Origin of the sequence: Neorhizobium petrolearium (genome assembly GCF_029854435.1) — a bacterium.
Lineage (GTDB): Bacteria > Pseudomonadota > Alphaproteobacteria > Rhizobiales > Rhizobiaceae > Neorhizobium > Neorhizobium petrolearium.
Genome location: NZ_CP123000.1, coordinates 2,632,487 through 2,656,098 on the forward strand (window position 1 = coordinate 2,632,487; position 23,612 = coordinate 2,656,098).

The following is a 23,612-nucleotide window of genomic DNA, read 5'->3' on the forward strand; positions in this document are numbered from 1 at the left end:
ATAGATCGCCCTCGACCCTCGAGGGTTTAAGCGCTGGAAAGCAATTTCCAACTTACAAGTTCCCACTTCACGCGGGGTTCTTGACGCCAAAGGCAAGCCGGACAGCATGGTGCTGACCCGGACGATATCTTTTGGCGCCCCGAAAAGGTATTCGACTTGACGAATTTTCATGAGCTTGGTCTCACCAAGCAGATCGTAGCCACTCTCTCCCAGCTTGGTTACGAAACGCCGACGCCGATCCAGGCGCAGGCGATCCCCGAACTTCTGAAAGGCCGCGACATGATCGGCCTTGCCCAGACCGGCACCGGCAAGACCGCTGCCTTCGGTCTCCCCATCATCGAAATGCTGCTGAAGGAAGCCAAGCGTCCCGACAACCGCACCACCCGCACGCTTGTTCTCGCTCCGACTCGCGAACTGGTCAATCAGATCGCCGTCAACCTGAAGAATTTCATCAGGAAGACGCCGCTCAAGGTCAACACCGTCGTCGGTGGCGCTTCCATCAATAAACAGCAGCTCCAACTCGAACGTGGGACCGACATTCTCGTCGCAACCCCGGGCCGCCTGCTGGACCTCATCAGCCGCCGTGCCATCTCGCTCGGCCAGGTGACGCATCTTGTCCTCGACGAGGCCGACCAGATGCTCGACCTCGGCTTCATCCACGACCTGCGCAAGATCTCCAAGATGGTGCCGGCCAAGCGCCAGACGCTGCTCTTTTCGGCCACCATGCCGAAGGCGATCGCTGACCTTGCTAGCGACTACCTGACCGATCCGATCAAGGTGGAAGTGACGCCTCCGGGCAAGGCTGCCGACAAGGTCGAGCAGTATGTCCATTTCGTCACCGGCAAGAACGACAAGACCGAGCTTCTCAAGACCTCGCTCGAGGAAAACCCCGATGGCCGCGCCATGGTCTTCCTGCGCACCAAGCACGGTGCCGAAAAGCTCGCCAAATACCTCGAGCACCTCGAGTTCGAAGTCGCCTCGATCCACGGCAACAAGAGCCAGGGCCAGCGCGAACGCGCCTTGAAGGCCTTCCGCGAAGGCGATATCCGCGTTCTCGTCGCGACCGACGTTGCCGCCCGCGGCATCGATATCCCGGGGGTAACGCACGTCTTCAACTATGACCTGCCGGAAGTGCCGGACGCTTACGTCCATCGCATCGGCCGCACCGCTCGCGCCGGCCGCGACGGAATCGCGATCGCCTTCTGCGCACCGGACGAAGCCGGCCTGCTGCGCGACATCGAGCGCCTGATGGGCATCGAGATTGCCACCGCTTCGGGTGAGCGCCCGGAAGGCATGAGCCGTCCGTCGCGCGGCGGTAACAACAATCGGGGCGGCAATCGCGGCCGCGGCGGCAACGGTCAGGGCCGTGGCCGGAGCAATAGCGACGGTCGTCCGGAGCGTCGCGAACGTCCGGCCCGAAAGCCGTTCTTCGCGGCGGAAGGCGCGGAAGCGGGCACCCGTTCGGAAGAACGCGGCGAACGTCAGGACCGTCCGTTCCGCGGCGAGCGTCCGCAACGTGCGCATGGCGACCGGCCCCATGGAGATCGTCGTCAGGGCGATCGTCCCTTCGGCGGACGCCCTGATCGCGACAACCGCCGCAACGAGGATTTCCGCGGCCAGCGTCGTGGTGAAGAAGCACCCCGCTTTGAAGCCGACAACGATCTGGCTTCGACCTCGGATTTCCGTCCGTCCAAGAAGCAGTTCGGTTCGCAGAACGGAGCAGAAAACCGGCCGGCCCGCAAGGAGCACCGCAAAGGCAATGGTGGTCAGAACGGCCATGCATCGCACGGCGCCCATGAGCCCGGTCGTGAGCGCAATGCCCGCAACGGCCACGGCCGTCCGTCGCATGGTCAAACGGCTCAGGAGCATGGCGAAAATCGCGGTCCGGTCCGGTTCGGCAACGACAACCGCTCCGGCGGTCAGCAGGGCCGCAAGCGCCGCCCGGCCTAAACAAAGCAACTATCGAGATGGAGAGCGGCTTTCAGGCCGCTCTTTTCTTTTGTTCGGGAGAAAGCCCGGCGCTCCTCCGATTCACCAGGTAGACGCCTGCCACGACGATCACGGTGCCGACGATCATCGGGAGCGTCAGCGGCTCGCCGAACAGGATCGCCGCCTCGGCCGCCACGACGGGCGGCATCAGATAGATGAGTGAGGCTGCGCGTGACACCTGTCCTCGTCGGATGAGATAGAGGAGGAGCCCGACCGCGCCCATGGAAATGCCGAAGACTGACCAGGCCATGGCCAATACCGCCTGATGGCTCCAGTCGAAGCGGAGGTCTTCAAGCACGAGCGCAAACGGCACGGTCACGATCAGCGCGCCGACGAACTGCAGCGTCGCGATCGAAAAAAGGTCGCCTTCCTGCAGGTGCCGCTTCTGGTAAAGCGTGCCGTAGGTGACTGAGGTCATCGCCACAAGGTTGATCAGCACTGGAAGGGCAAGGCCTGCAAGGCCGCGATCGAAGACGTCGAGAAGCTGCGGCGAAATCGCGATCAGGATGCCGGCGAAACCGAGCACCAAGCCCAGTTTCTGGGCCGGCTGCAGCCGTTCGCCAATAAAAAACGGCGCAACCATCGCCGTCAGCAGCGGCTGAAGACCGGCAATGATGCCGGACAGGCCCGCAGGCACCCCCTGCCCGATCGCATACCAGACGCCGACAAGATAAAACCCGTGCAGGAAGACGCCGGACAGGATCGCATGGCCGAACTGACCGCGACTCTTCGGCCATTTCGCCCCCATGACGAAACACACAGCCAAGAAGGCGATCGCCGCGAGCGTATGCCGCACGGCAAGAAAGGTGATGGGATCGGCATGCGCCGCCGCGTATTTCGCGACGATCCAGCCCGTGGACCAGAGGAAGACAAAAAGGGCCGGAGCCAGTCGATCGAGCATGATTGATTCCGGACGGTTTTGACAAAAGGCAGGTCGCGCTTGTCTATGCACAGTCGGTTTGATGGTCAAAACAGAAAAACTGATGGCTGCATTGAATGGCGCTTGAACGGTACCTGAACAGCAGTTGGGCAGTTGGCGCTTTTGCAGGCAGAGGGACGGAAGACACCTTTCGGTAGCCGTAGCCTTGTCCAGCACCGCAAATACTACCTTTAGGCAGGAAGGGTGTTTCGAGACGACGATTTTCTGACGCTTCGGAATCCGCGCCGGCAACTGTGCATGGTTCTTGCATTGCTACCTGCATTGTACTCTTATGGTCAAAAAATCGGGGAACGCGCCTTTGGCATTTGATGAAATGTTAACCGCGGAAAGCCATCCGCGACTGCCATACAAGACCTATCACGAGTGGTATACCAACCAGGATGCCGCCCACCTGATCCGCAAAACCCAGGATGCGGAAAACATATTCAGAAAGACGGGCATCACCTTCGCGGTCTATGGACACGCCGACAGTTCCGAAAAGCTCATCCCCTTTGACATCATCCCCCGCATCATTTCCGCCCGAGAATGGCGCAAGCTCGCCCAGGGCATCGAACAGCGGGTTCTCGCCCTCAACGCCTTCCTCGACGACATCTATCACAAGCAGGAGATCATCAAGGCGGGCCGCATCCCCCGCCAGTTGATCGAAAAGAACAGCGCTTTCCTGCCGCAGATGATCGGTTTCAAGCCGCCGGGCGGCGTCTATACCCATATCGTCGGCACCGATATCGTCCGCACCGGCGAGGACCAGTTCTACGTGCTGGAGGACAACGCCCGCACCCCGTCCGGCGTCAGCTACATGCTGGAAAACCGGGAAACCATGATGCAGATGTTCCCGGAACTCTTCACGCTGAACAAGGTGCAGCGCGTCGAGGACTATCCGCGGCTTCTGCGCCAGTCGCTCGCTTCGCTCGCCCCGCCCGGCTGCAAGGGGAAGCCGCGCGTCGCGGTGCTCACCCCCGGCATTTACAATTCCGCCTATTACGAACATTCCTTCCTCGCCGACCAGATGGGCGTCGAACTGGTGGAAGGCGGCGACCTGCGCGTCATCGATGGCCGCGTGAAGATGCGCACGACCCGCGGCTACGAGGCGATCGACGTGCTCTACCGCCGCGTCGACGACGATTTTCTCGATCCGCTCACCTTCCGGCCGGAATCTGCACTCGGCGTTCCCGGAATCATGGACGTCTACCGGGCCGGCAACATCACCATCGCCAACGCTCCCGGCACCGGCATTTCCGACGACAAGGCGATCTACTCCTATATGCCGGAGATCGTCGAGTTCTATACCGGTCGCAAGGCGATGCTGGAAAACGTGCCGACCTGGCGCTGTTCGGAGCCGGCAAGCCTCAAATACGTGCTGGAGCACATCGAGGAGCTGGTCATCAAGGAAGTGCACGGTTCCGGCGGCTACGGCATGCTGGTCGGCCCGACAGCGACGAAGAAGGAACGCGCTGAATTCGCGGAGAAGCTCGCGGCCAAGCCGAACAACTACATCGCCCAGCCGACGCTGGCGCTCTCGACCGTGCCGATCTTCGTCAACAAGGGCATCGCGCCGCGCCACGTCGACCTGCGTCCCTACGTGCTCGTCTCCGACAAGGTGCAGATCATTCCGGGCGGCCTGACCCGCGTGGCGCTGAAACAGGGGTCGCTGGTGGTCAATTCCAGCCAGGGCGGCGGCACCAAGGACACCTGGGTTCTGGAAGATTGAGGTCGAGGTCGTAATCATATGCTCGGAAGAACTGCAAACGGCCTCTACTGGATGTTCCGCTACATCGAGAGAGCTGAAAATATCGCCCGCCTTGTCGATGCCGGCCTGCGCGTCTCGCTCACCCGCGCCGGCTCTTCGGACGAGGACTGGCACGGTGTGCTGGAAAGCGCCGGCGTGCGCGAAGCCTATTCGGAAGTGCATGCCGAACTGACGGCGGCGGATGCGATCGACTACCTCCTGCGCGACCAATCCAATCCGTCGAGCGTCATGTCCTGCATCGAATTCGGGCGCAACAACGCCCGCATGGTGCGCACGGCGCTGACCCGCGAGACCTGGGAAGCCACCAACGAATGCTGGATCGACCTGAAAACCCGGCTTTCCCGCAAACTGAAGCCCACTGACCTGCCAGAGCTGATCGACGTCATCAAACAGCGCTGCGGCCTGATCCGTGGCGCCTTCCACGGTTCGATGTTGAGGAACGACCTCTACAATTTCTCACGCATCGGCACGTTCATCGAACGGGCGGACAATACGAGCCGCATCCTCGACGTGAAATATTACGTGCTCCTCCCGTCGGTGAGCCAGGTCGGATCGGCGCTCGACAATTTTCAGTGGGAATCGATCCTGCGATCGGTTTCCGCCCAGCGTTCCTACGGATGGGTCTATGACGGAGAATATCAAGCCGCCAATATCGCGGACTTCCTGATCCTCAAGGTGCAGATGCCCCGTTCGCTCGCCTATTGCTACGAGAAGATCGTCAGCAATCTCGGCTATATCGCCGAAGACTACGGCGAGCGGCTGAAGGCGCACGAAACGGCCGATGCCATCCGCTCGACGCTGAAGCGCGGCACGATCACCGACATCATGGATCAGGGCCTGCACGAATTCCTGGAGGATTTCGTCAGCCGCAACAACCAGCTTAGCGCCGAGATCACCGAAGGCTACCGTTTCTACCAGTAGAGCAGGATAACCGCACATGCGGCTGAAGATTTCCCACACGACCGAATATCTCTATGACGCTCCGGTATCCTACTCCCTGCAGCGCTTGCGGCTTACTCCGGTCGATGGGCCAGGCCAAAAAGTGCTGAACTGGTCGATTACCGTCGACGGCGCCAAGATCGAGGCGGGCTACGCCGACCAGTTCGGCAACCGCACCGAACTCGTCTCCGTGGAAGGCGCCGAGCACATGATCCGCATCGTGGCCTCCGGCGAGGTCGAGACCGAGGACCGCGCCGGCGTCTATGGGCCGCATCAGGGTTTCTGCCCGCTCTGGCTTTTCCTGCGCGACACGCAGCGCACCAAGCCCGGCAAGCTCGTCCGGGAACTCGCAAGGAGCGTCAAGGGTGACAGCGAGCTTGCCCAGATGCATGCGCTGATGGAGGCGATCCACGAAACGGTTGCCTATACGCCCGGCTCGACGAACAGCGAGACGACCGCCGAAGAGGCGCTGGCGGCGAAAACCGGCGTCTGCCAGGACCATGCGCATATATTCGTTTCGGCGGCGCGCTTCCTGGATATCCCGGCACGCTACGTTTCCGGCTATCTGCTGATGGAAGGCGCGACCGAACAGGTCGCCACCCATGCCTGGGCGGAAGTGCATCTGCCGGGTCTCGGCTGGGTCGGCTTCGACGCGGCGAACAAGCTCTGCCCGGACGACCGGTACGTGCGGATCGCCTCCGGCCTTTGCTACCGCGACTGCGCGCCGGTCTCGGGCATGCGCATCGGCCCGGCGGGAGAGAACCTCAAGGTGTCGCTGACCGTGGCGCAAATGCAGACGCAGCGCCAGAAGCAAAGCCAGGGGCAGACGCAAGGCCAGGAGTAAACCGCAAGCCCTGCACCATCTCCGCGTGCTCTCTTCCTCCTCGATGCAAAAGGATGAAGCATGCTGTTCGGACAATCGGTCTTCCAGTCGGTGCTGACCCGGCTGAAGGAAGAACGCGGCGAGGAAGAAGCCGAAGAGACGGAGGCAAGCTTCCGCATCAAGGGGCTTGGCATGGGCTTCGTTGCGCCGACGGATGAAGGACAGGCATTGGCCGCAATCGGAACGGAAGCCTATCTAGCCTTCCTGCCGGAACTGCCTGAGTTCGACCTGCCTCTCACGGAAGCGGAAGAACCAAAGTCGGCGCCCCAAATTCCCGCTCATCTGCTCCGGCTGACGGAGAAAGAGATCGCCGAGGAGCTCGCAATCACCGCGGTCGACACCGAAGCGACACTCGCCGAAAAGCGGCGGCAGTTCGCCAAGACCAACCATCCCGATGGATTCGCACCGGAATTCCGCGACAACGCCAATATCCGCATGAAAACGGCGAACCTGCTGATCGATACTGCGATCAAAGGGCTCTTCTGGCGCTAGAGCCTACTCCTTCGGCTCCTCCGTGGGCTTCCGGGCACCTGGTTTGCGCTTCTCCAGGAACAGTTTGTAGCTCGCATATAGACCCATGGCCCCAACGATGATCGCCCAGAACGGCTCGCCCGTATAAAGCTCGAATGCCGCCCAGATGGCGCAGATCACCGGGATCAGCAACCGTCGCCAGAGCGGCTCGTAGAAGGGATGGTTCGGATCGATCATGGCATCATTCTCCAGCTGCCCTTATATGGGGCCTCGAGAGAATAATATCCTGATCGATGATGGAAAACGCAAGGTTGAGATGACCTTCGAAGACCAGCGAAGGTTCATCCGGCACGACGGAGAGCGCCGGCATGCCTTCGAGCCGCACGACCTGGGTCTGGGATAAACCCTCCTCGATGCCGGCCTGCAGAAGATCCTGATGCCTTGTTCCCGGTCCGGTGATGAAGACCGGCATATGGCCGTGGAGACTGAGCAGACGCGACAGCCCGTTGCCAAGTGCCACGCCCGCCTGGCGGAAGGCGAACTGAGCCATGCGGTTGCCCAGTCGGGCTTGAGCAGCGATCTTGTCGATCTCCGCAATCGGCACGAATTTCGCCGGGATCGTATCCATCGGCACTTCGAAGGCCATGCGAAGGATCGCATAGAAGCCCGCATAGGCCTCGATGCAGCCGCGCGCGCCGCAACGACAGAGCCCGCCATTGGGAATATGCAGCATATGCCCGAAATTCGGCGCGGAAATTTCCGCAACGCCGGCGGCATTCCGGCGGGCGATACCGAGCCCGATGCTGTGACCGAGAGAAAGTGCAGCAAGCGCCCGCTCACCGCCGCCCTCCTTCTTCGCCTCACGCTCAAGCAGCGCACCTGCCACCAGCAGGGTCTCGTTGTTGAGGATGACCCTGGCCGGCCATCCGCGCCCCAGCACCTCGGTAAAATCCACCGGCTGCAGACCGAAGACCGGCGACCAGACAAGAACGGGCTTGCCCGGATGAACCAATCCCTTGCTGCTGACCGAGACGAGCAGCACGCTGTCGCGATCGATGCTCGATCGGGCGACCACGCGTTCGAGCGCCGCCGAGATGGAAGCTACGAAAGCGTCTGTGCCGCCCTGCCCGCGCGGCTCGGCAAACCGGTCAAGCAGCGTGCCGGCGTAATCAACCAGGGAATACTGGATGGAATCGGAGGAGATGATGACGACGACCAGATAGCCGCAGGTGCGCCGCTGGCTGAAGAGCACGCGCGGCCTGCCCCGACCGGCCGTTGCCTGCTGCTCGCTCTTCTCGATGATGCGGGCACGCTCGAGATCAGCGGTGATGGCGGAAATGGTTGCCGAGGCCAGACCCGTCGCATCGGAGATTTCCGTGTGGGCCAGCCGGCCACGGCGACGCAACGCAGCCAGCACAAGCGCACTGTTCTGCTGCCGGACCAATTCCGTGCTCGATTTCGCCAGCATGGACCCCGCTGTTCCTCCTCGCTCATTCTGTCGATACGGCAGTGTCTTGTCCTCCACAAGTGCCGATTGACAGTCCTCTGAATCTCTGACATCTGATTTCTCGACTGTCGAGAAAAAAGCGCTGGCGTTTTTCCGGCAGGTAATCTGGCGGGGGGAGAGCACGGAGGCTTGAGGCCCATCCGCCGTCACTCGGGAGGACATGATGAGATCGTTTGTAAAGTTAATGGCCGGCGCGGCCATCCTCGTTTCCATGCACACCGTCGCCATGGCGCAGCAGGTCGTCGTCGGCGTATCCTGGTCGAACTTCCAGGAAGAACGCTGGAAGACCGACGAAGCAGCCATCAAGAAGGCGCTCGAAGCGGCCGGGGCAAAGTATATTTCCGCCGACGCCCAGTCTTCTGCCTCCAAGCAGCTCACCGACGTCGAGTCGCTGATCTCTCAGGGGGCCAATGCGCTGATCGTTCTGGCTCAGGATAGCGATGCGATCGGGCCGGCGATCGAAAAGGCGGCCGCCGAAGGCATCCCGGTCGTCGGTTACGACCGCCTGATCGAAAATCCGGAAGCCTTCTATATCACCTTCGACAACAAGGAAGTCGGCCGCATGCAGGCCGAGGGCGTGTTCAAGGTGAAGCCGGAAGGCAACTACGTCTTCATCAAGGGCAACTCCGCCGATCCGAATGCGGACTTCCTGTTTTCGGGCCAGATGGAAGTGCTGAAGCCGGCAATCGACGCGGGCAAGATCAAGAATGTCGGCGAAGCCTATACGGACGGCTGGAAACCGGAAAATGCCCAGAAGAACATGGAACAGTTCCTGACCAAGAACGACAACAAGGTCGATGCAGTCGTGGCTTCGAACGACGGCACGGCCGGTGGCGCGATCGCAGCACTCGACGCCCAGGGTCTTGCAGGCTCCGTTCCGGTCTCCGGCCAGGACGCCGACAAGGCAGCGCTGAACCGCGTGGCGCTCGGCACCCAGACGGTCTCCGTCTGGAAAGACTCGCGTGAACTCGGCAAGACTGCCGCCGAGATCGCGCTTGCACTGGCCTCCGGCAAGAAGATGACCGAGATCCCGAACGTCCAGACCTTCAACGGCGGACCGAAGAAGCAGCCGATGCAGTCGGTCTTCCTGAAGCCGCTGCCGATCACTCAGGATAACCTGAACGTCGTCATCGAGGCCGGCTGGATCAGCAAGGCGGAAGCCTGCCAGGGCGTCAAAGCCGGCACAGTCGCCGCCTGCAACTGAGCAGGCTATTTCGGGCCGATAAAATAGTCCGGCGCCGCAGCCCCCTGCCGCGGCGCTGGTTTTCGGCGTAAAATGGCGCAGTCGCACGAGACGAGAAAGAAGCGGCGGAGCGTCATCCGGAGGCTCGGTCGGACGTCAGTCCAGACCGAAAGGCCTCAAGAACGGTGGAGAACGGCAAGACATGGCCGACACGGCACATTCCACAACGAATTCCGCGACATCGGGAGGAACAGGACAGGCCGAGGGCAACCTCGTCGCACGCTTCTTCCGTGCAACCGAGATCGACACGCGTCTGCTCGGCATGATCGGCGCACTGCTGATCATCTGGGTGGGCTTTCACATCATGACCGGCGGGCTGTTCCTGACGCCCCGGAACCTCTGGTTCCTCTCGGTGCAGACCGCTTCCGTCGCCGTCATGGCGACCGGCATGGTGCTGGTCATCGTCACCCGCAACATCGACCTGTCCGTCGGCTCCATCCTCGGCTTCACCGGCATGATCATGGGGGTCCTGCAGGCGCAGCTCCTGCCCCAGGTGCTCGGCTTCAACCATCCGGCCACCTGGGCGATCGCGCTCGCCGGCGGCCTGATCGTCGGCGGCCTGATCGGCGCCTTCCAGGGCGCGATCATTGCCTTTCTCAATGTCCCGTCCTTCATCGTCACTCTCGGTGGTCTGCTCGTCTGGCGCGGCGCGACATGGTACGTGACGAGCGGCCAGACCGTCGCGCCGATGGATGCCAATTTCCGCCTGATGGGCGGTGGCACGGACGGTTCGATCGGCGCCACCTGGAGCTGGATCGTCGGCATCCTCGCCTGTCTGGCGATCGTCGCCGCGATCATCAACGGCCGACGCCAGCGCAAACGCTTCCACTTTCCGCGCCGGCCGATCTGGGCCGAATACGTGCTGGCGGCATTGGGTTGCATCATCGTGCTCGGCGTCGTTTCGATCGCCAACGACTATTATTGGCCGATCAACATCGCCCGCCGTTATGCGGAAGCAAACAGTATCCCCTGGCCGGAAGGCGGGCTCTTCATCTCCCACGGCATCGCCGTGCCGGTGCTGATCGCGATCGCCGTCGGCATCGTCATGACGTTCATCGCCACAAGGCTCCGCTTCGGCCGCTATGTCTTCGCGATCGGCGGCAATCCGGAAGCTGCCGAACTCGCCGGCATCAAGACCCGCTGGGTGACCGTCAAGATCTTCGCCCTGATGGGCATTCTCTGCGCCATCGCCGCGGCGATCTCCACGGCCCGTCTCAACGCCGCGACCAACGCTCAAGGTGAGCTCGACGAACTCTACACCATCGCCGCGGCCGTGATCGGCGGCACGTCGCTTTCCGGCGGCGTCGGCACGATTGCGGGCGCCATGCTCGGCGCGCTTCTCATGCAGTCGCTGCAATCCGGCATGGTGCTGCTCGGCATCGACACGCCCTTCCAGCGCATCGTCGTCGGCGCCGTGCTCGTGCTCGCCGTCTGGCTCGACACCGTCTACCGCGCCAAAGCCAAGTAACGGGCCAAATAGATAGGAGTTTTCATCGTGACGGAACAAACCACTCCGCTCGTGGAAATGAAGAACATTTCCATCTCCTTCGGCGGGATTCATGCGGTCGAGAACGCTTCGGTCGATCTCTTCCCCGGCGAGGTCGTGGCGCTGCTCGGACATAACGGCGCAGGCAAATCGACGCTGATCAAGATTCTCTCCGGCGCCTACCGGCGCGATGAGGGCGAAATCCTGATCAACGGCGAACCCGCCGATATCCGCAATCCACGTGACGCGAAGAAATACGGTATCGAGACGATCTATCAGACGCTCGCGGTTGCCGATAACGTCGACGCCGCCGCCAACCTCTATCTCGGCCGCGAACTCAGGACCAAGTGGGGCACGCTAGACGACGTTGCCATGGAAGCGAGCACCCGCGAGGTAATGGGGCGCCTGAACCCCAACTTCAGGCGTTTCAAGGAGCCCGTGAAGGCGCTCTCGGGCGGCCAGCGGCAATCGGTCGCGATTGCCCGCGCGATCCTCTTCGACGCCCGCATCCTGATCATGGACGAGCCGACGGCAGCGCTCGGACCGCAGGAAACGGCCCAGGTAGGTGATCTCATCAAGCAGCTGAAGCGGGAGGGGATCGGCATCTTCCTGATCAGCCACGACATCCACGATGTCTTCGATCTCGCCGACCGCGTCTTCGTGATGAAGAACGGCAAGGTGGTGGGCCACGCCCGCACCGGGGACGTCACCAAGGACGAAGTGCTTGGCATGATCATCCTCGGCAAGGTACCGCCTGGCGCCAGCCCGGGACCGGGCGCCATGAAAGTGGCGTGATCGATCTGAAAACGCTGCAGCGCCTCCCTTCCCGATCCGCCGCCGTGGAAGGGCGGGGCAAGGCGGAACCGGTGATCTTTTCCGGTTCCGCCCATTCTCTTGAAATTGGCGATTGATGCGGCCGTAATCCTGGGTTAAGAACCAGCCATCGGACGCGGCGAGTCATCGCATCGCACGGTTAGCACCCGTAGCTCAGCTGGATAGAGTGTTGGATTCCGATTCCAAAGGTCACAGGTTCGAATCCTGTCGGGTGCGCCAAATTCTGTAGTGCTTGGCAACAGCGTACACCAGCTTGCCAACAACGTGCACTGAGCTTGCCATCAGCGTACACCGAAATCCGAAAAACGTAACAAAAACAATAACGGTCCCGATTTTCTAGGGTTCGCTGGGCGTTTTCAGCCCTTACGCCACTCATCCTGGAAATGGAAGGTATCTATCCATGAATGGCATCCGTTTTGGTCAGGACCTGATATCCTACCGACCATGGAAAAGTGGGGCTAAACGCGCGCAGTTTCAGCGACTCCAGCCCACTCCTTCGATATCTGGCCTCAAGGATTTAATCCTTCCCGTTTAGGCCGCTCGCCTTCCGTTAGCCTTCAAGCAATGAAAATAAAGTTGTTCCGCGTTCGTTCACCTCGTTCGAGATAGACGGGGTTCCGGGACGCGTTTCCGATCCAATCCGACGATAGAATACTCGGATCGTTGATTCGTCGGTATTTGTTGACAACAAGAAAAATAAAGAACATCTCGGAAAATAGCATGTATTCATAGCTGAAATCAGTTCCTGAGCAACATTGCGTTTGCGAGGTGATTTCCAGAGTCTCATTATTTTACTTGACAAGGACTCCCCGCGGGCATTTTTCGGCCAGTCCTTCCAAAGAGCCCAGCTTCGAAGCCGCTCGTGATCGCGATGATTGCTAACGACGCCCAGGTCATGGCTTGGTGTCGGAAAGATTCGACGTCATCATGTCCCACACTCCATTCAGTTGTCACATTGACGAGACATTTCCATGGCGATTCTTCCCGAAAGCTTCAAAGCGTACCAGTACCAGAGTGGCATCGACCGGATCTGCGAAGCGTACCGGGCCTCAGCCAATACGATGACCGCCGCGATGGCCGAGGCTACGAGGGCACATTCGGAGTATGAATACGGCGGACCTGAAGACGAAGTTCACGATGAAGACGGGATCCTGCTGTGGTCAGTCTCAAGCTCGCTTGCTCAGGATGAAATGGCCGCACTTCAGGCGGCCGTTGTCGTGCGAGAGGCGTTCGTCACGAGCGCCTTTCACTACTGGGAGCGCTCCGCCAGAACATGGACAGGACTTCACGGCAGACGCGACTTCTTTCCGCAATTGCTGGCAGAGAGCGTCAAAAAGTATCCAGTCAGCCCGGAACTGGCAAATTTGAATCTGCTCAACAACATGCTCAAGCACAACAGCGGCAGTATCAACCCGGATCTTGTAGCCGCGCGCCCTGACTACTTCTTCACGATGTTTCCCTCGTCAAAAGGCTCCTCGCCCGCGAGTTCGCGGCTCCACCTCACCCATGATCATGTCGAGGAAGCGTTCGAAACCATACGAGCATCCGGACCTAACCTGGCTCGGTAGCCGCGGCGCGCCTGCAACGTCGATCAAGGACGAAGCTCTAAAAATAAGTAACAGGGCCCGTTGACGTCAGAACGAAAACGGAACATATCGTTTCTCGCAATCCATACGGCTCTCGGATCATGATGATGCCACAGCCGAGCCACCAGGATTCCATGAAGGAAACATGGCGATGCACACGATGCGAATACGAATAGGAATCCCTCCGCGAGCCTAAGGCCGCGCGTTCGCACGCGACTGCAAGACTTCAAAGATTCAAAGGCACCACATCGTCCCTGCCGCGGCTTGCGCCGTCGGGTCGTTTGACTTCCGCAGATGCTACGCAGTCTCGGTTGCAGAGCCTGTCGGTGCTTGCGATCTACTTGCAACGATGTCCCAGGAAGGACTCGGTGCAGGACTCGCTTGTCGCGATATACTTGGCGCACGCCTCAAGGATACATCGTCGAATCCTCAATCTTATCAATTTGTTAGCGGCTCCATAGCTCTTGCCGAGCGGTCAGACCTGTGGGACCTTGCATGCGCGCCAGGCGAAATCTACCCGTTCTGGCCGATGTCAACAGATAGTTCATCGAACGCGCTCCGGCACCCTGGGCGTGAACGGAGAGGTATTGCCAATGATCAGTCATGCTCAAAGTTCATCCGTGGGGGTCATGAAGATCCACAATGAAGATCTCGAAAATTTCGGAATCTCGACGATTTTGCTGAGAGAGCTGACCCCACTGGTCGCCTCCCCTGCCCCCGCGCAAGCGGACGTCGGTGAGCTGTCCTTCTTTCACGTCAAAAGGAGAGTCCACAATGCCAAGTCCTCATCGCCCTACCCGAAAACTGAAGAAGCCTGCCCGTGTGACGAAACCGTTGCCATCGGACGACCGCAAGCGATCAAAACTGGATGACTACAAGGTGCTCTTGCAGTGCATCCCTCATGGCAACGAATGGCGGCCGGAGCACTTGCGCCGGACGTTCGACTACATCTTCTCGCAGGAACACGAGCCGCTCGTTTCGTTCCCGGCGCGCGTCCGAGAGCACAGTCGTTTCAGGTTCACGTCACGAAAGATCAGATCAGGGGGTGTATTCACCGCTCGTGGTAGCTGGCTCCTGAATGGGTTGACGCTTCTCGATGGCGATCCCGATATCGTTGCGATCGCCGCATACCCGATCGTTTTAAGGTATATCGCGGCCACGCCCGATAGAAAAGACACCGAGTGGAAGGATTATATTCCTGCGGTCTCGGTGCTCCGACGGGACGGCACCGTGGGCTTTATCGACTACAAGCATGACCTCGATGCGCAGAAATGCGAGCAGCGCACACAAGAACTGGCGCTCTCGCTATCGAAGGACTGCGGCGCTTCGTATCAAATGATCCGGGCTTCAGAGACCCTGCGCCAGCCACTTTTCTACAATCGCAACCTCATCCATGCCAATCGACCGCGGTGGGGTGAGGTCGATCTGTCGATGATGGAGCGAAGCATTCTCGAACAACCGCTTCCCATGACCGTCGAGAGACTGTCCGAAGCGTTGCCTTATAATGCCCTCCTAGAACGCTGGAATGACGAAGCGCGGGAGTCAGCACAACCAGTCGCCGGCGTGCACGTCGTTTCCAGCTCATGCCTCCGGTTGGCATACATGGGCAAGGTCGAACTCGACCTGAGCCGCCCGTTTGGCCCCTCCACCACTATCTCCCGGAGGGTCTGAGCATGTCTTTTTCATCTAGTCACTTCGAGTTCCTGAAGCCGGTCCAGACCGCGCAAGATCTCGAGCTGCCGATGTATGATGTGCACGAGGTCGACGGCCAGATGTTTGATCTCAGGCCCGGCGATCGCTCGATCATCCTCTCCGATGATCATCAGAGGTATACCGAAGTCAGATTCAAAGAGTGGCTTCAACTCAGCCGCAATTCCCGGAAACTCGCAGTCTTCGTCCGTCTGGAGAGCAACGAGCAGATCACCATCTCCAACGCTGGGCTTCGGAAACTGGAACGGGCCCACCGCATTCGTCCTGTCGGGACGAACGGCAGGCATAATGCCCCCGGTTCTTGGATGACCTTGCCTCCCGCCGATCTTGAGGCCGCAGAGCGGGCGATGGACTACGTGGACCGCTACTATCGGTACAAAGAAACCCTTCGCGCCAACAGGGGCCTCTCACGTGAGTTGACGAAGGCTTTTCTGACCGAAATTGCAGAGGAAAGAGGTGAGCCGCCACCGAGTTATGAATGGCTTTTACGGATGGTTGGAAGGGATCGGGGCGGCACCGGCTTCGATCGCGTGATGAATTTCGCAAGGAAACCGCGCAGAGGCAACGAGTCCCTTCGCCTCCCCTTGCTGATCCATGAAGCGCTAGAAATCGCCGCTCACTTTGCCTGGTCGCAGCCGAGCGGTGATTACAAGACGCTGCGTGAGCACTTCATCTCGCTCATGATGAACGATGAGCGGTTCGCGTCTGTCCGGCATCTCGGTATCAAGGACAGCGGCGCGTCGTTGATCAGCAAGAGCACCTTCGACGAGAGGCTTGGTTCCGTCGATAAATACACCAGGGCTCTCCTGCGTTTCGGCGCGGAACAGGCCGCCAACGAGAACCAGCAGTACATCCGGATCCATCGACCTCAATGCTTGATGGACATCGTCGATGTCGACCACCTCAAGACTGATCTGGTCGCCTATCTCGATGAAAATCCGCTGGCCTTCGGTCGCCTCGATCTCATCGTATTCCGAGAAAGGATGTCCGGTGTCATTCTGGCAGCGGTTCCTTCCTTTGGCGACCCTTCATATACCACATTCGCGCGTGGGCTGGAGCTTGCCATCTTCGGGATGGAAGGGCGGCTTCGAGCGGGCGTATCCTGGCCTTGGTTTGGCCTATTCAACAAGTTGGGCGTCGACAACGCTCTCCACTTCATCTCTGACTCCATCAAGGAAGCCGCTAAGTCGCTGGGGTTCGACATCATCGAGCATCGGCCTGCGAAACCCGGCGACAAGGGTGCTTTAGAGAGATTCCTCGGAACCCTCAGCCGGGATGTCTTCCATATGTTGCCAGGCTCCACGATGGAGTCTCCAAAGATCCGCCAGATGTTCGGCGAGGATCGCGACATGGCGGTTCCTCTGCTTGCGTTATCGGAGGTGGAGACCGTGATCCAGTATTGGATCGCAAACGTCTATCATCAGGAACCGCGCCAGGGTCTTGGCGGTGACCTGACGACACACGAGGGAGTGCCTGCTGAACTGTGGACGAAGCACGAGGCCTCAATCCCCCGACGTCCTCTTCTCGACCGAACGATCTTCACGCGTCTGGCCGGAAAGCATGCGCGCGTTACGGTGCAGAAGGATGGCGTGAGGGCTCACGACGTGACTTGGAATGCACCGGGCCTGCTGGCCCTCTCTCTGCATCCTAAAACCAAGCGTGCCGTCACCGGGCGCGACAGCACAAAATTTGATCTTCATATCAATCCGTTCAACATCGCTCAGGCTTGGGTCGTTGATCCCTACCGTCATGAACTCATCGAAGTTCAGGCCGTAGGGCCTGACTTAGAATACTGCACAGACATGAGTTTTGACGTGCACAAGTCTGTCCAAAGCTTTCGTAGAAAGGAGGCTAAAGCAAGACGGGAGGTGCCGACACTTCTTAAGGCCCGGCAGATGATGCACCAGATGCTCGTCGAACTGATCGATCAGTATCGAAAGAAAATGAACCTCCGTGGCAAGCTGGCGAAATTGTTCAAGCGCCATTTCATCGCCGACCACCGTCGCAAAGTCCTGGAACTCGCTCGTCGTGACGCGGATGGCACATACCACATGGCAACTGCGGCAGTGGTAAACACCAACGTCTACACCGTCCCGATCGATATCACGGACGATGCGTCACCATCCGCCCCCGTAGTGCTGGAGCCCGAAACTCCGAACACACGCAAACGGAAGAAGGCTGACGACAGCCATCAGAAGGCACCTCCTCGAAAGGTTACGCCGCCGCCTGCTCCCGATGATGACGACGACATCGATGACCTCCTCGCCAGAAATCCAGGATGGAAAAAGTAGCCATGATCACTCAATTTCACACCACCAAATTCGAAACCCCGGTAGCCCGGCATGCCGTCAGTATGCTTGGCCGCCTGGAGCGGAAAACACTGATCGATACTCTCCTCGTTACCTATCCGGTCTTCGATGACATCACCGCTTTCATCGAGAAGCTGCATTATCCTGTTGCAGGCGGCAGTCATGGTACCCGAATGGTCGCTGGGCTGATGGGTAAAACCCGTGCTGGCAAGACTGATATCATCAAGCATTACTGCAATCGGTGGCCGCCATTTCACAGTGACGATGGCGTCGTTCATCCAGTCATTTACCTGCCGGTCACGGGTGAAAATACCCCGCAAAGCCTTGCTGAAATGATCTATGAAGCCACGGGTCCGGGAACCGCTCCGAAAATCAAAGTCGCCAGTCTTATGAGAAATGCGGTCGCCAGGATTGTCCGCGCGAGAACACAGTTGGTGATCATCGACGATGCCCAGTTTTTCTTCCACGAGCGCAGCAAGAACCATAGGAGAGACTTTTTCAGCTTCCTAAAGCAACTCGCCGACACAGAAGTTCTCAACGTGCTGCTGGTCGGCGAGGAAGACATCTACGGCTATATCCAGGCCAATGCGCCGCTGGCCGGCCGCGGCGGATTTCCCAAAATGATCCTCGCGCCATTCGGAGAGAATGCTTTCGATCAGTTCCGGCTCCTGCTGCGGGAGGTTGATCTCCGGCTTCCATTTGCGGAGTCCTCTGGACTGGCCAGCAAGTCCATCGCGCGCGACCTCTTTGATTTCACGTCAGGGGCGATCGGGCAAGTATTCAACGTCGTACGTCCAGCCGCCTGGCAGGCGTTAAACGACGATGCCCCGCGGATTCTTCCCCATCATCTGTATGAGCAGGCTGCCATCCGGCAGCGACCGGGCGATACCCGGGAATATTTCAAGATGGAGGGGTGAGATGAACCTTTCCATCCGTCAAGGCCGCCTTCCCTTTGCTTCCTGGCAGACTAAAAACGGAACGGGCGAACCAGCACAGGACTATTTCGCCCGTCTTGTCGGTGAAGGCTATCAGTCCAGCGCGCGCGTCCACGCCAATGAAATGGAGCTGAACGGCCGCAACATCGTCCTGAAGGAAATCCTCAACGAGTTGCTACTCCTCCCTCTTCCGGAAGACAGGAAGCAATCCCTCGTCAGATGGACACCGATCTGGAACGGCAACTTTCACTGCCTTGCGGGTGAGACTCTCCGCAAAAGGCACGTGTCCTTCTATAATCGGCGGTTTTGCCGGGCATGCCTGGCGGAGGGGCCTTATCATCGATCGTGGTGGGACATCGTCGATTTCAAGATCTGCCCTCTGCACAGTGTGCCCATCGAACAGGAGACGTCGGCCGGAGATCGCATCAAGTGGTGGTTTCCGTCATTCGAAAGCGCTCCCGACGGTGAATACCTCCCTCGTCCTCAACCTCGCGCCGAGGAACTCGACGGATTCGAATGGTACGTATTGTCGCGCTTGGGCGTAGTGGCCAGCGCTGAGTGCCCGGTCTTGGATTCAGCCCCGCTCCACGAGGTAATTGACGCCTGCGCAATGGTCGGTCGTCTTGTATCGAATCCATGGACAACGAAGACACCTCGAGCGGCTCCCGGAGACTGCCGCCGTGGTTTCGAGACCTTGCGTGGATCCGCGACCGATGTCGAGGCCGCGTTCGTCCACTGGCTCGAAGAGCATGTCTCACAGGACGAACGCAATCGAGGGGTCAAGAATGCTTACGGATGGTTCCGGCGAGCAGCGCTATGGTCGGATGTCGACATCGCGTCTCGCCGCGCATTCGCGTCCGTCGGGCGTATCGGTCGACAGAACCTCAAGATCGAGCTGCCGCACCAGGAGTTCACAATAAAGGAAGCCGCCGGCGAGTTCGGAGCCGACGTCCGTGGCCTCCGGAGACTCGCCCAGCAGGCAGGTCTGGTGCCGAAGGATGCGACGGCCGCATCCCGTGCCTTTCTCAGCCGAGAGCGAGTCGACATGCTTCATGCTGTCGCGCGAGACCTGATTTCCGTGAGCGAGGCCGCCAGTCGTCTGGGATGCAGCCAGCAGTGCGTCCGGAAGCTGGCGAAAAGCGGTGCGATCACGGCCTTCAACAATACGCGCCTGTTCGGCGCGGCAGGGCATGGACTCGCGTTGCGAGGATCCGAGATCGACAGCTTCGCTCAAAGCATTCGCGATGTCACCTGCACAGATGGGTCCGGGCAGGTGCATCGCATTGGGTATCTCGCCCGACAGATCGGGTGGACTGATGCCCAGATCGTCGAAGCCGTCCTTGCCGGGAAGATGTCGGTGTGCAGGGTCGATCGGAGGCGGAAAGGGATCTCAGCCTGGCAGTTCGAGGCCGTCGTCCATAAGAAGCCGTTCCGGCGGCAAGTGGGAGACCGGGAAATCCGAAGGATCGAAGCCGCCGAACTCATGGGCTACCAGCCCGAGGTCGTAACAATCCTGGTTGACGCGAACCTGATCAAGACCCGGAAGGGGGAAGACGGGCGGGTCTACCTCGATCGAGATTCGTTCGAGGCGTTCCATCGGAAGTACGTGAACGCCAAGCTCTACCTTGATCGTCTGGGATGCAGAGAGGATCAGCTCGAAGCCCGCTTACTAGAGTTGGGCATCCTGAGACGCCATGCCAGGCTGCCTACCCGCAACAAGGTCTACATTGTCGAGCGGAAGTCGATGGAGCGCGCAATCGGATCCTTGGCGCACGGTGGCGATCCGGCAATCTGGCCGCGGTTCCGTGAGGAACTGGCCAACGTCTGCCCTTCGTTCGTTCTACCGGCGTCGATGGGAGGCCGAGACGTGAAAGCGTATACGGCGACGAGAGTGACCTACGTCGAGCTGCTGCGGGACGGCCGTGACCTGATCGTCCGGAAGACGTTCAGAAAGGGCGCTCACCGCGAGTGGGCTGTTTTCGTGGCGAACCAGTGGCAGATCCGGGAGGAATGGTCGGTATTCACATGGTCGAAAAAGACCGCGCGGGAATCCGTCACCGCGGAATTCAGGATTAGTACGGACTGGGATGTCGAAGCTGCGGCCGTGGCGCTGCGAAGCCTCTACATGCACTTCAAGAACCCGAGGAAGCTGCCGAAGCGGTGAATTATCTGTCAGCGCCTTGTTGTGCGAACGAGAACGCTCGATTGAACCGATCGAGATTTCTCCATAGTCTTTTCAAAAATATGGAGAATCAATGGAAAGCACGCCCCCGCAGGAAGCGGTCGAAAGCGAGTCACCGCAGGAACCTGCTCCGTCAACATTCCCCGAAAACACGATGTTTTCGATCCGTGGAATTGAAGAGGCCGATGCACGAAAGCTCGCCCACAACCTCGGCTCTTGTTTGCGTGAACTCGGTCGGATTATCGACGTCTCAAATCTGGACGGTGTTACGATCGCCTACGACTACGACGAGGCTTTGGCCGAGCTTGATAGAGGCTATGAAACGGCCTTTGTCCTGACGAGGACGACGGATGTCGGAACCGGGGTCGCAATGACCCCATCGGTGCTGCGCGAAGGAAATCTGAAGAGCCACATTCTCATGCATGCGCACGTCGCCAAAATGATCCTGAGCGACGACGAGGAGCAGTTCAAGATGGCGCTCCACACCATCGCGCACGAATGCGCTCACGTGGAAATCACCGCTGCTTATGACACCTGTTTCCCTGGCGAACTTCTGCGAGCGACGCACCCCACTCTTCTCCATGCTTACCATGAACAGGTTTTCTCGGCTTGCTGGGACGAATACGCGGCCACCCGGATTTCCGGAACCATCGGCTATAATCCGATGCCGGGCTACGAGGAAACGTTTGTCGCCGTGCTCGGACAGGTCGATGAAAAGGTTGCCGAATTAGTGAGAGGCTTCCGTGGTGGCAGCGCGGAAGAGACCGACACTTTTGTCGGTGCCATTTTCGGTGCTTATGGAAACCTGGCAAAATTTGCCTGCTACTTCTTAGGCACGCTCGCATCCTCTGGGCGCAAGGGAGATCCTGGTGAACGGATCACGGCTGAGCTGAAAGATTCTTGGTTTCGCCCGTACTTCTTCAAGATCGAAAATTCATGTTCGGATCTATTCGAGGAGTTCGGCAAGTGGCCCGACAAGGCGGGGTTCGAAACCATCGGGGATATCGTTGAGGAGATTGTAGAAGATCAGGTCATGAGGATATGGAGGGGGGACGACGGCCGCTACACTATCTTCGTGCACCACGATCAAGCTAACTCCTAGCCGAACCCGACGTCTTGTCGCCAACTGTGCGTCAGCGCAATTCCGTCGCAGCACGACCAGGGCTCCGTGCTTGCGTTTCATCTGATACATATCTCGCCGCATCACGACGAGGAATCATATGAGTGAAGCGCCCGATGGCATGCTTGATCATCTCTGGACAGAAGTTCTGGTGTTCCCGCACATATCCCTATTGAACGATGAGCAGATGGGGGCCTATTTCCAGGACTTCGACGGCCAATGGAGCGCTCAGACCAAGCGAGCAATGCGGGATCATGGCGCTGTCGGTCTGGAGCTGAACTCGAACTGGGCGCTTGAACGTCAGCACTGGACGTGCCCGGGCTGCGCACGATCCAAGCCCGAAGTGTTCCGCAAATCCTCGAGCGACATCTTGCTCGCAAAACTCGAGCTCCACCACGATCATCTATGGGAGGTGGCCACCCGGAGGCCAGCGATGGTGGCGGGGGCGGACTGGCGAGATATTCTTGCAGATGGCGCCCCGTTCGTTGTCGAGAACATCAGATCGCTGGTGGTCCGCTTCGAGGACTCGTTGATCTGCTCTGAATGCAATGCCGCCGACGGCAAGGCGAAACGGGCCTTGCAGGTGGATCCACGCTTCAGCTACTCCGCTGCCGAGATCGGGCGTTTCGTTAAACCCGCCCCAAATCGGGATCACGACATCGATCTCGATTGCGCGCGGGAGATATGGGATGAACAGCGCCCGAGTTTTGAGCGACGTATTCTGCTTCTGGAAATCCTGGTCGATGACCTCGTCGCCGGACATCTGCAGAGATGCCGCGAAGGCGCGATTCCCGCCGGTCGGCCACTGATGTCTCGTGTCGGGATCGAGGAGACATTACGCAGCGCATTCTGGAGCGCCTCTCGCGGAACGCAGAACTATGGCCAGCTCAGCGGGTTAAGAGCAGACTTCCTTGCCAGATCCGTTCGGAAGGACATCCCGAAGCGGGCGAAACGAAAGACTGACACCCGTATCCCTACAGATGAGGAATACCGGGCGTACATGCCGGAAACGGCCCCGCAGGCGTGGGCCGGGACTGCAGAAGATTGGACATGTCCGTGTTGCGCGCGCACGAAGCGGTCGTCCATGAGGATGAGTGCGAAGAAGAAGTGGTCGGGCGCGATACGTAACGTAGCCCAATATCCAATCCTCCAGGACGATGATGAGATCGTATTGCGTGAGCGCCTCTTCCCGGATTTTCCTAACGAGATGCATCTGAAGGAAATGGTCTGGGTCGAGGTCTGCTCGGACTGCGCTGACATCATTCCGAGGATCAAGCAGATCCATCGCGATCTGCCCGACGCACACTTAACTCTTGATCAGATGAAGGCCGTGCTCGCTAGCATTGAGAGCCACATGCCCCACGAAATCAATTTCGAATTGGCATCGGAGTTGGCCAAGGCGAATTTCCGTTACCGTTATGCGGGCGAAGCTTTGTCCGCGTTCTCCAGCCTCAGGTCGACATTCAAGCGGCAGATGGAATTTGCCGCGAAGTATCCCGACGCCCGCCAGGATGTCTTTGAAAGGCTTACCTTCGAACTGGAAGTGGAGCGGCGGATCAATAATCCGCAGGAACGCAAGGAAATCATGACGATGCTCAAGGATGACGACTATCGCCTGAGCAGGAAATCCCACCCGGAGGGTGCAGAATCCGAATTCTGATGCCCGACATCGACCCTGTCACTTTGCCTCCGCTTGCACCTGACGGGAATTTCTGCAAACAAAATGGCGAT

The 23,612-nt window shown here is 59.4% G+C and carries 18 protein-coding genes and 1 tRNA gene; 16 read left to right on the forward strand and 3 right to left on the reverse strand.

What is annotated here, in order from left to right; translation table 11 throughout:
- Positions 1–156 precede the first annotated feature (156 nt).
- Positions 157–1,950, forward strand: a complete 1,794-nt coding sequence (locus QEO92_RS13255; protein ID WP_227703354.1) for a DEAD/DEAH box helicase — start codon at positions 157–159, stop codon at positions 1,948–1,950.
- Between the two features lie 31 nt (positions 1,951–1,981).
- On the opposite strand, the gene QEO92_RS13260 is transcribed toward QEO92_RS13255, so the two are convergent.
- Positions 1,982–2,893, reverse strand: a complete 912-nt coding sequence (locus QEO92_RS13260) for a DMT family transporter (RefSeq protein WP_227705161.1) — start codon at positions 2,891–2,893, stop codon at positions 1,982–1,984.
- Positions 2,894–3,227: 334 nt separating this feature from the next.
- Here QEO92_RS13260 and QEO92_RS13265 point away from each other — a divergent pair, with 334 nt between their 5' ends.
- The 4 genes from QEO92_RS13265 to QEO92_RS13280 are packed head-to-tail and all read left to right on the forward strand — an operon-like array spanning position 3,228 to position 6,990.
- Positions 3,228–4,637, forward strand: a complete 1,410-nt coding sequence (locus tag QEO92_RS13265; RefSeq protein WP_037148260.1) for a circularly permuted type 2 ATP-grasp protein — start codon at positions 3,228–3,230, stop codon at positions 4,635–4,637.
- Positions 4,638–4,655: 18 nt separating this feature from the next.
- A complete protein-coding gene (locus QEO92_RS13270) occupies positions 4,656–5,597 on the forward strand; it encodes an alpha-E domain-containing protein (protein WP_227703355.1) in 942 nt (313 codons plus the stop codon).
- Positions 5,598–5,613: 16 nt separating this feature from the next.
- Complete coding sequence (locus QEO92_RS13275) at positions 5,614–6,459, forward strand: transglutaminase family protein (RefSeq protein WP_227703356.1); 846 nt, start codon at positions 5,614–5,616, stop codon at positions 6,457–6,459.
- 60 nt (positions 6,460–6,519) lie between these two features.
- Entirely contained in the window at positions 6,520–6,990 is a 471-nt protein-coding gene (locus tag QEO92_RS13280) for a hypothetical protein (protein WP_227703357.1), read from the forward strand.
- A gap of 3 nt (positions 6,991–6,993) precedes the next feature.
- Here QEO92_RS13280 and QEO92_RS13285 read toward each other — a convergent pair whose 3' ends face one another.
- Both QEO92_RS13285 and QEO92_RS13290 read right to left on the reverse strand, forming a co-directional pair.
- Entirely contained in the window at positions 6,994–7,206 is a 213-nt protein-coding gene (locus QEO92_RS13285) for a DUF3329 domain-containing protein (RefSeq protein ID WP_227703358.1), read from the reverse strand.
- 4 nt (positions 7,207–7,210) lie between these two features.
- Complete coding sequence (locus QEO92_RS13290) at positions 7,211–8,437, reverse strand: ROK family transcriptional regulator (RefSeq protein ID WP_227703359.1); 1,227 nt, start codon at positions 8,435–8,437, stop codon at positions 7,211–7,213.
- 202 nt (positions 8,438–8,639) lie between these two features.
- Between QEO92_RS13290 and xylF the strand changes: the two genes are divergently transcribed.
- The 11 genes from xylF to QEO92_RS13345 all read left to right on the forward strand — a co-directional run bounded on the left by xylF (position 8,640) and on the right by QEO92_RS13345 (position 23,541).
- Positions 8,640–9,680 (forward strand): D-xylose ABC transporter substrate-binding protein, encoded by a 1,041-nt coding sequence (xylF, locus tag QEO92_RS13295; RefSeq protein ID WP_037148272.1) that lies wholly within the window; start codon positions 8,640–8,642, stop codon positions 9,678–9,680.
- A gap of 181 nt (positions 9,681–9,861) precedes the next feature.
- Positions 9,862–11,187 (forward strand): sugar ABC transporter permease, encoded by a 1,326-nt coding sequence (locus tag QEO92_RS13300; RefSeq protein WP_227703360.1) that lies wholly within the window; start codon positions 9,862–9,864, stop codon positions 11,185–11,187.
- A gap of 27 nt (positions 11,188–11,214) precedes the next feature.
- Positions 11,215–12,000 carry an ATP-binding cassette domain-containing protein gene (locus QEO92_RS13305; protein WP_227703361.1) on the forward strand — a complete coding sequence of 262 codons (786 nt, stop codon included), beginning with the start codon at positions 11,215–11,217 and terminating at the stop codon, positions 11,998–12,000.
- 181 nt (positions 12,001–12,181) lie between these two features.
- Positions 12,182–12,258: transfer RNA gene (locus QEO92_RS13310), tRNA-Arg, on the forward strand.
- Positions 12,259–13,010: 752 nt separating this feature from the next.
- Entirely contained in the window at positions 13,011–13,607 is a 597-nt protein-coding gene (locus QEO92_RS13315) for a hypothetical protein (RefSeq protein WP_227703362.1), read from the forward strand.
- A 792-nt stretch (positions 13,608–14,399) separates the two neighbouring features.
- Positions 14,400–15,296, forward strand: a complete 897-nt coding sequence (locus QEO92_RS13320; protein ID WP_227703363.1) for a hypothetical protein — start codon at positions 14,400–14,402, stop codon at positions 15,294–15,296.
- A 2-nt stretch (positions 15,297–15,298) separates the two neighbouring features.
- A complete protein-coding gene (locus QEO92_RS13325; RefSeq protein WP_227703364.1) occupies positions 15,299–17,626 on the forward strand; it encodes a hypothetical protein in 2,328 nt (775 codons plus the stop codon).
- Positions 17,614–18,561, forward strand: a complete 948-nt coding sequence (locus tag QEO92_RS13330; RefSeq protein WP_227703365.1) for a TniB family NTP-binding protein — start codon at positions 17,614–17,616, stop codon at positions 18,559–18,561. The genes QEO92_RS13325 and QEO92_RS13330 overlap by 13 nt, the downstream gene beginning before the upstream one ends.
- Position 18,562: 1 nt before the next feature.
- Positions 18,563–20,743, forward strand: a complete 2,181-nt coding sequence (locus QEO92_RS13335; RefSeq protein ID WP_227703366.1) for a TniQ family protein — start codon at positions 18,563–18,565, stop codon at positions 20,741–20,743.
- A 91-nt stretch (positions 20,744–20,834) separates the two neighbouring features.
- Positions 20,835–21,863 carry a hypothetical protein gene (locus QEO92_RS13340; RefSeq protein ID WP_227703367.1) on the forward strand — a complete coding sequence of 343 codons (1,029 nt, stop codon included), beginning with the start codon at positions 20,835–20,837 and terminating at the stop codon, positions 21,861–21,863.
- 118 nt (positions 21,864–21,981) lie between these two features.
- Positions 21,982–23,541 (forward strand): hypothetical protein, encoded by a 1,560-nt coding sequence (locus QEO92_RS13345; RefSeq protein ID WP_227703368.1) that lies wholly within the window; start codon positions 21,982–21,984, stop codon positions 23,539–23,541.
- Positions 23,542–23,612: the final 71 nt, after the last annotated feature.

Excerpts from the sequence above, each read along its gene's own strand:
- QEO92_RS13335 (WP_227703366.1), top strand. The coding sequence starts at position 18,563 with ATGAACCTTTCCATCCGTCAAGGCCGCCTTCCCTTTGCTTCCTGGCAG.
- QEO92_RS13285 (WP_227703358.1), bottom strand. The coding sequence starts at position 7,206 with ATGATCGATCCGAACCATCCCTTCTACGAGCCGCTCTGGCGACGGTTG.
- QEO92_RS13300 (WP_227703360.1), top strand. The coding sequence starts at position 9,862 with ATGGCCGACACGGCACATTCCACAACGAATTCCGCGACATCGGGAGGA.
- QEO92_RS13330 (WP_227703365.1), top strand. The coding sequence starts at position 17,614 with ATGGAAAAAGTAGCCATGATCACTCAATTTCACACCACCAAATTCGAA.
- QEO92_RS13340 (WP_227703367.1), top strand. The coding sequence starts at position 20,835 with ATGGAAAGCACGCCCCCGCAGGAAGCGGTCGAAAGCGAGTCACCGCAG.
- QEO92_RS13290 (WP_227703359.1), bottom strand. The coding sequence starts at position 8,437 with ATGCTGGCGAAATCGAGCACGGAATTGGTCCGGCAGCAGAACAGTGCG.
- QEO92_RS13280 (WP_227703357.1), top strand. The coding sequence starts at position 6,520 with ATGCTGTTCGGACAATCGGTCTTCCAGTCGGTGCTGACCCGGCTGAAG.
- QEO92_RS13270 (WP_227703355.1), top strand. The coding sequence starts at position 4,656 with ATGCTCGGAAGAACTGCAAACGGCCTCTACTGGATGTTCCGCTACATC.
- QEO92_RS13275 (WP_227703356.1), top strand. The coding sequence starts at position 5,614 with ATGCGGCTGAAGATTTCCCACACGACCGAATATCTCTATGACGCTCCG.
- QEO92_RS13315 (WP_227703362.1), top strand. The coding sequence starts at position 13,011 with ATGGCGATTCTTCCCGAAAGCTTCAAAGCGTACCAGTACCAGAGTGGC.
- QEO92_RS13345 (WP_227703368.1), top strand. The coding sequence starts at position 21,982 with ATGAGTGAAGCGCCCGATGGCATGCTTGATCATCTCTGGACAGAAGTT.
- xylF (WP_037148272.1), top strand. The coding sequence starts at position 8,640 with ATGAGATCGTTTGTAAAGTTAATGGCCGGCGCGGCCATCCTCGTTTCC.
- QEO92_RS13325 (WP_227703364.1), top strand. The coding sequence starts at position 15,299 with ATGTCTTTTTCATCTAGTCACTTCGAGTTCCTGAAGCCGGTCCAGACC.
- QEO92_RS13320 (WP_227703363.1), top strand. The coding sequence starts at position 14,400 with ATGCCAAGTCCTCATCGCCCTACCCGAAAACTGAAGAAGCCTGCCCGT.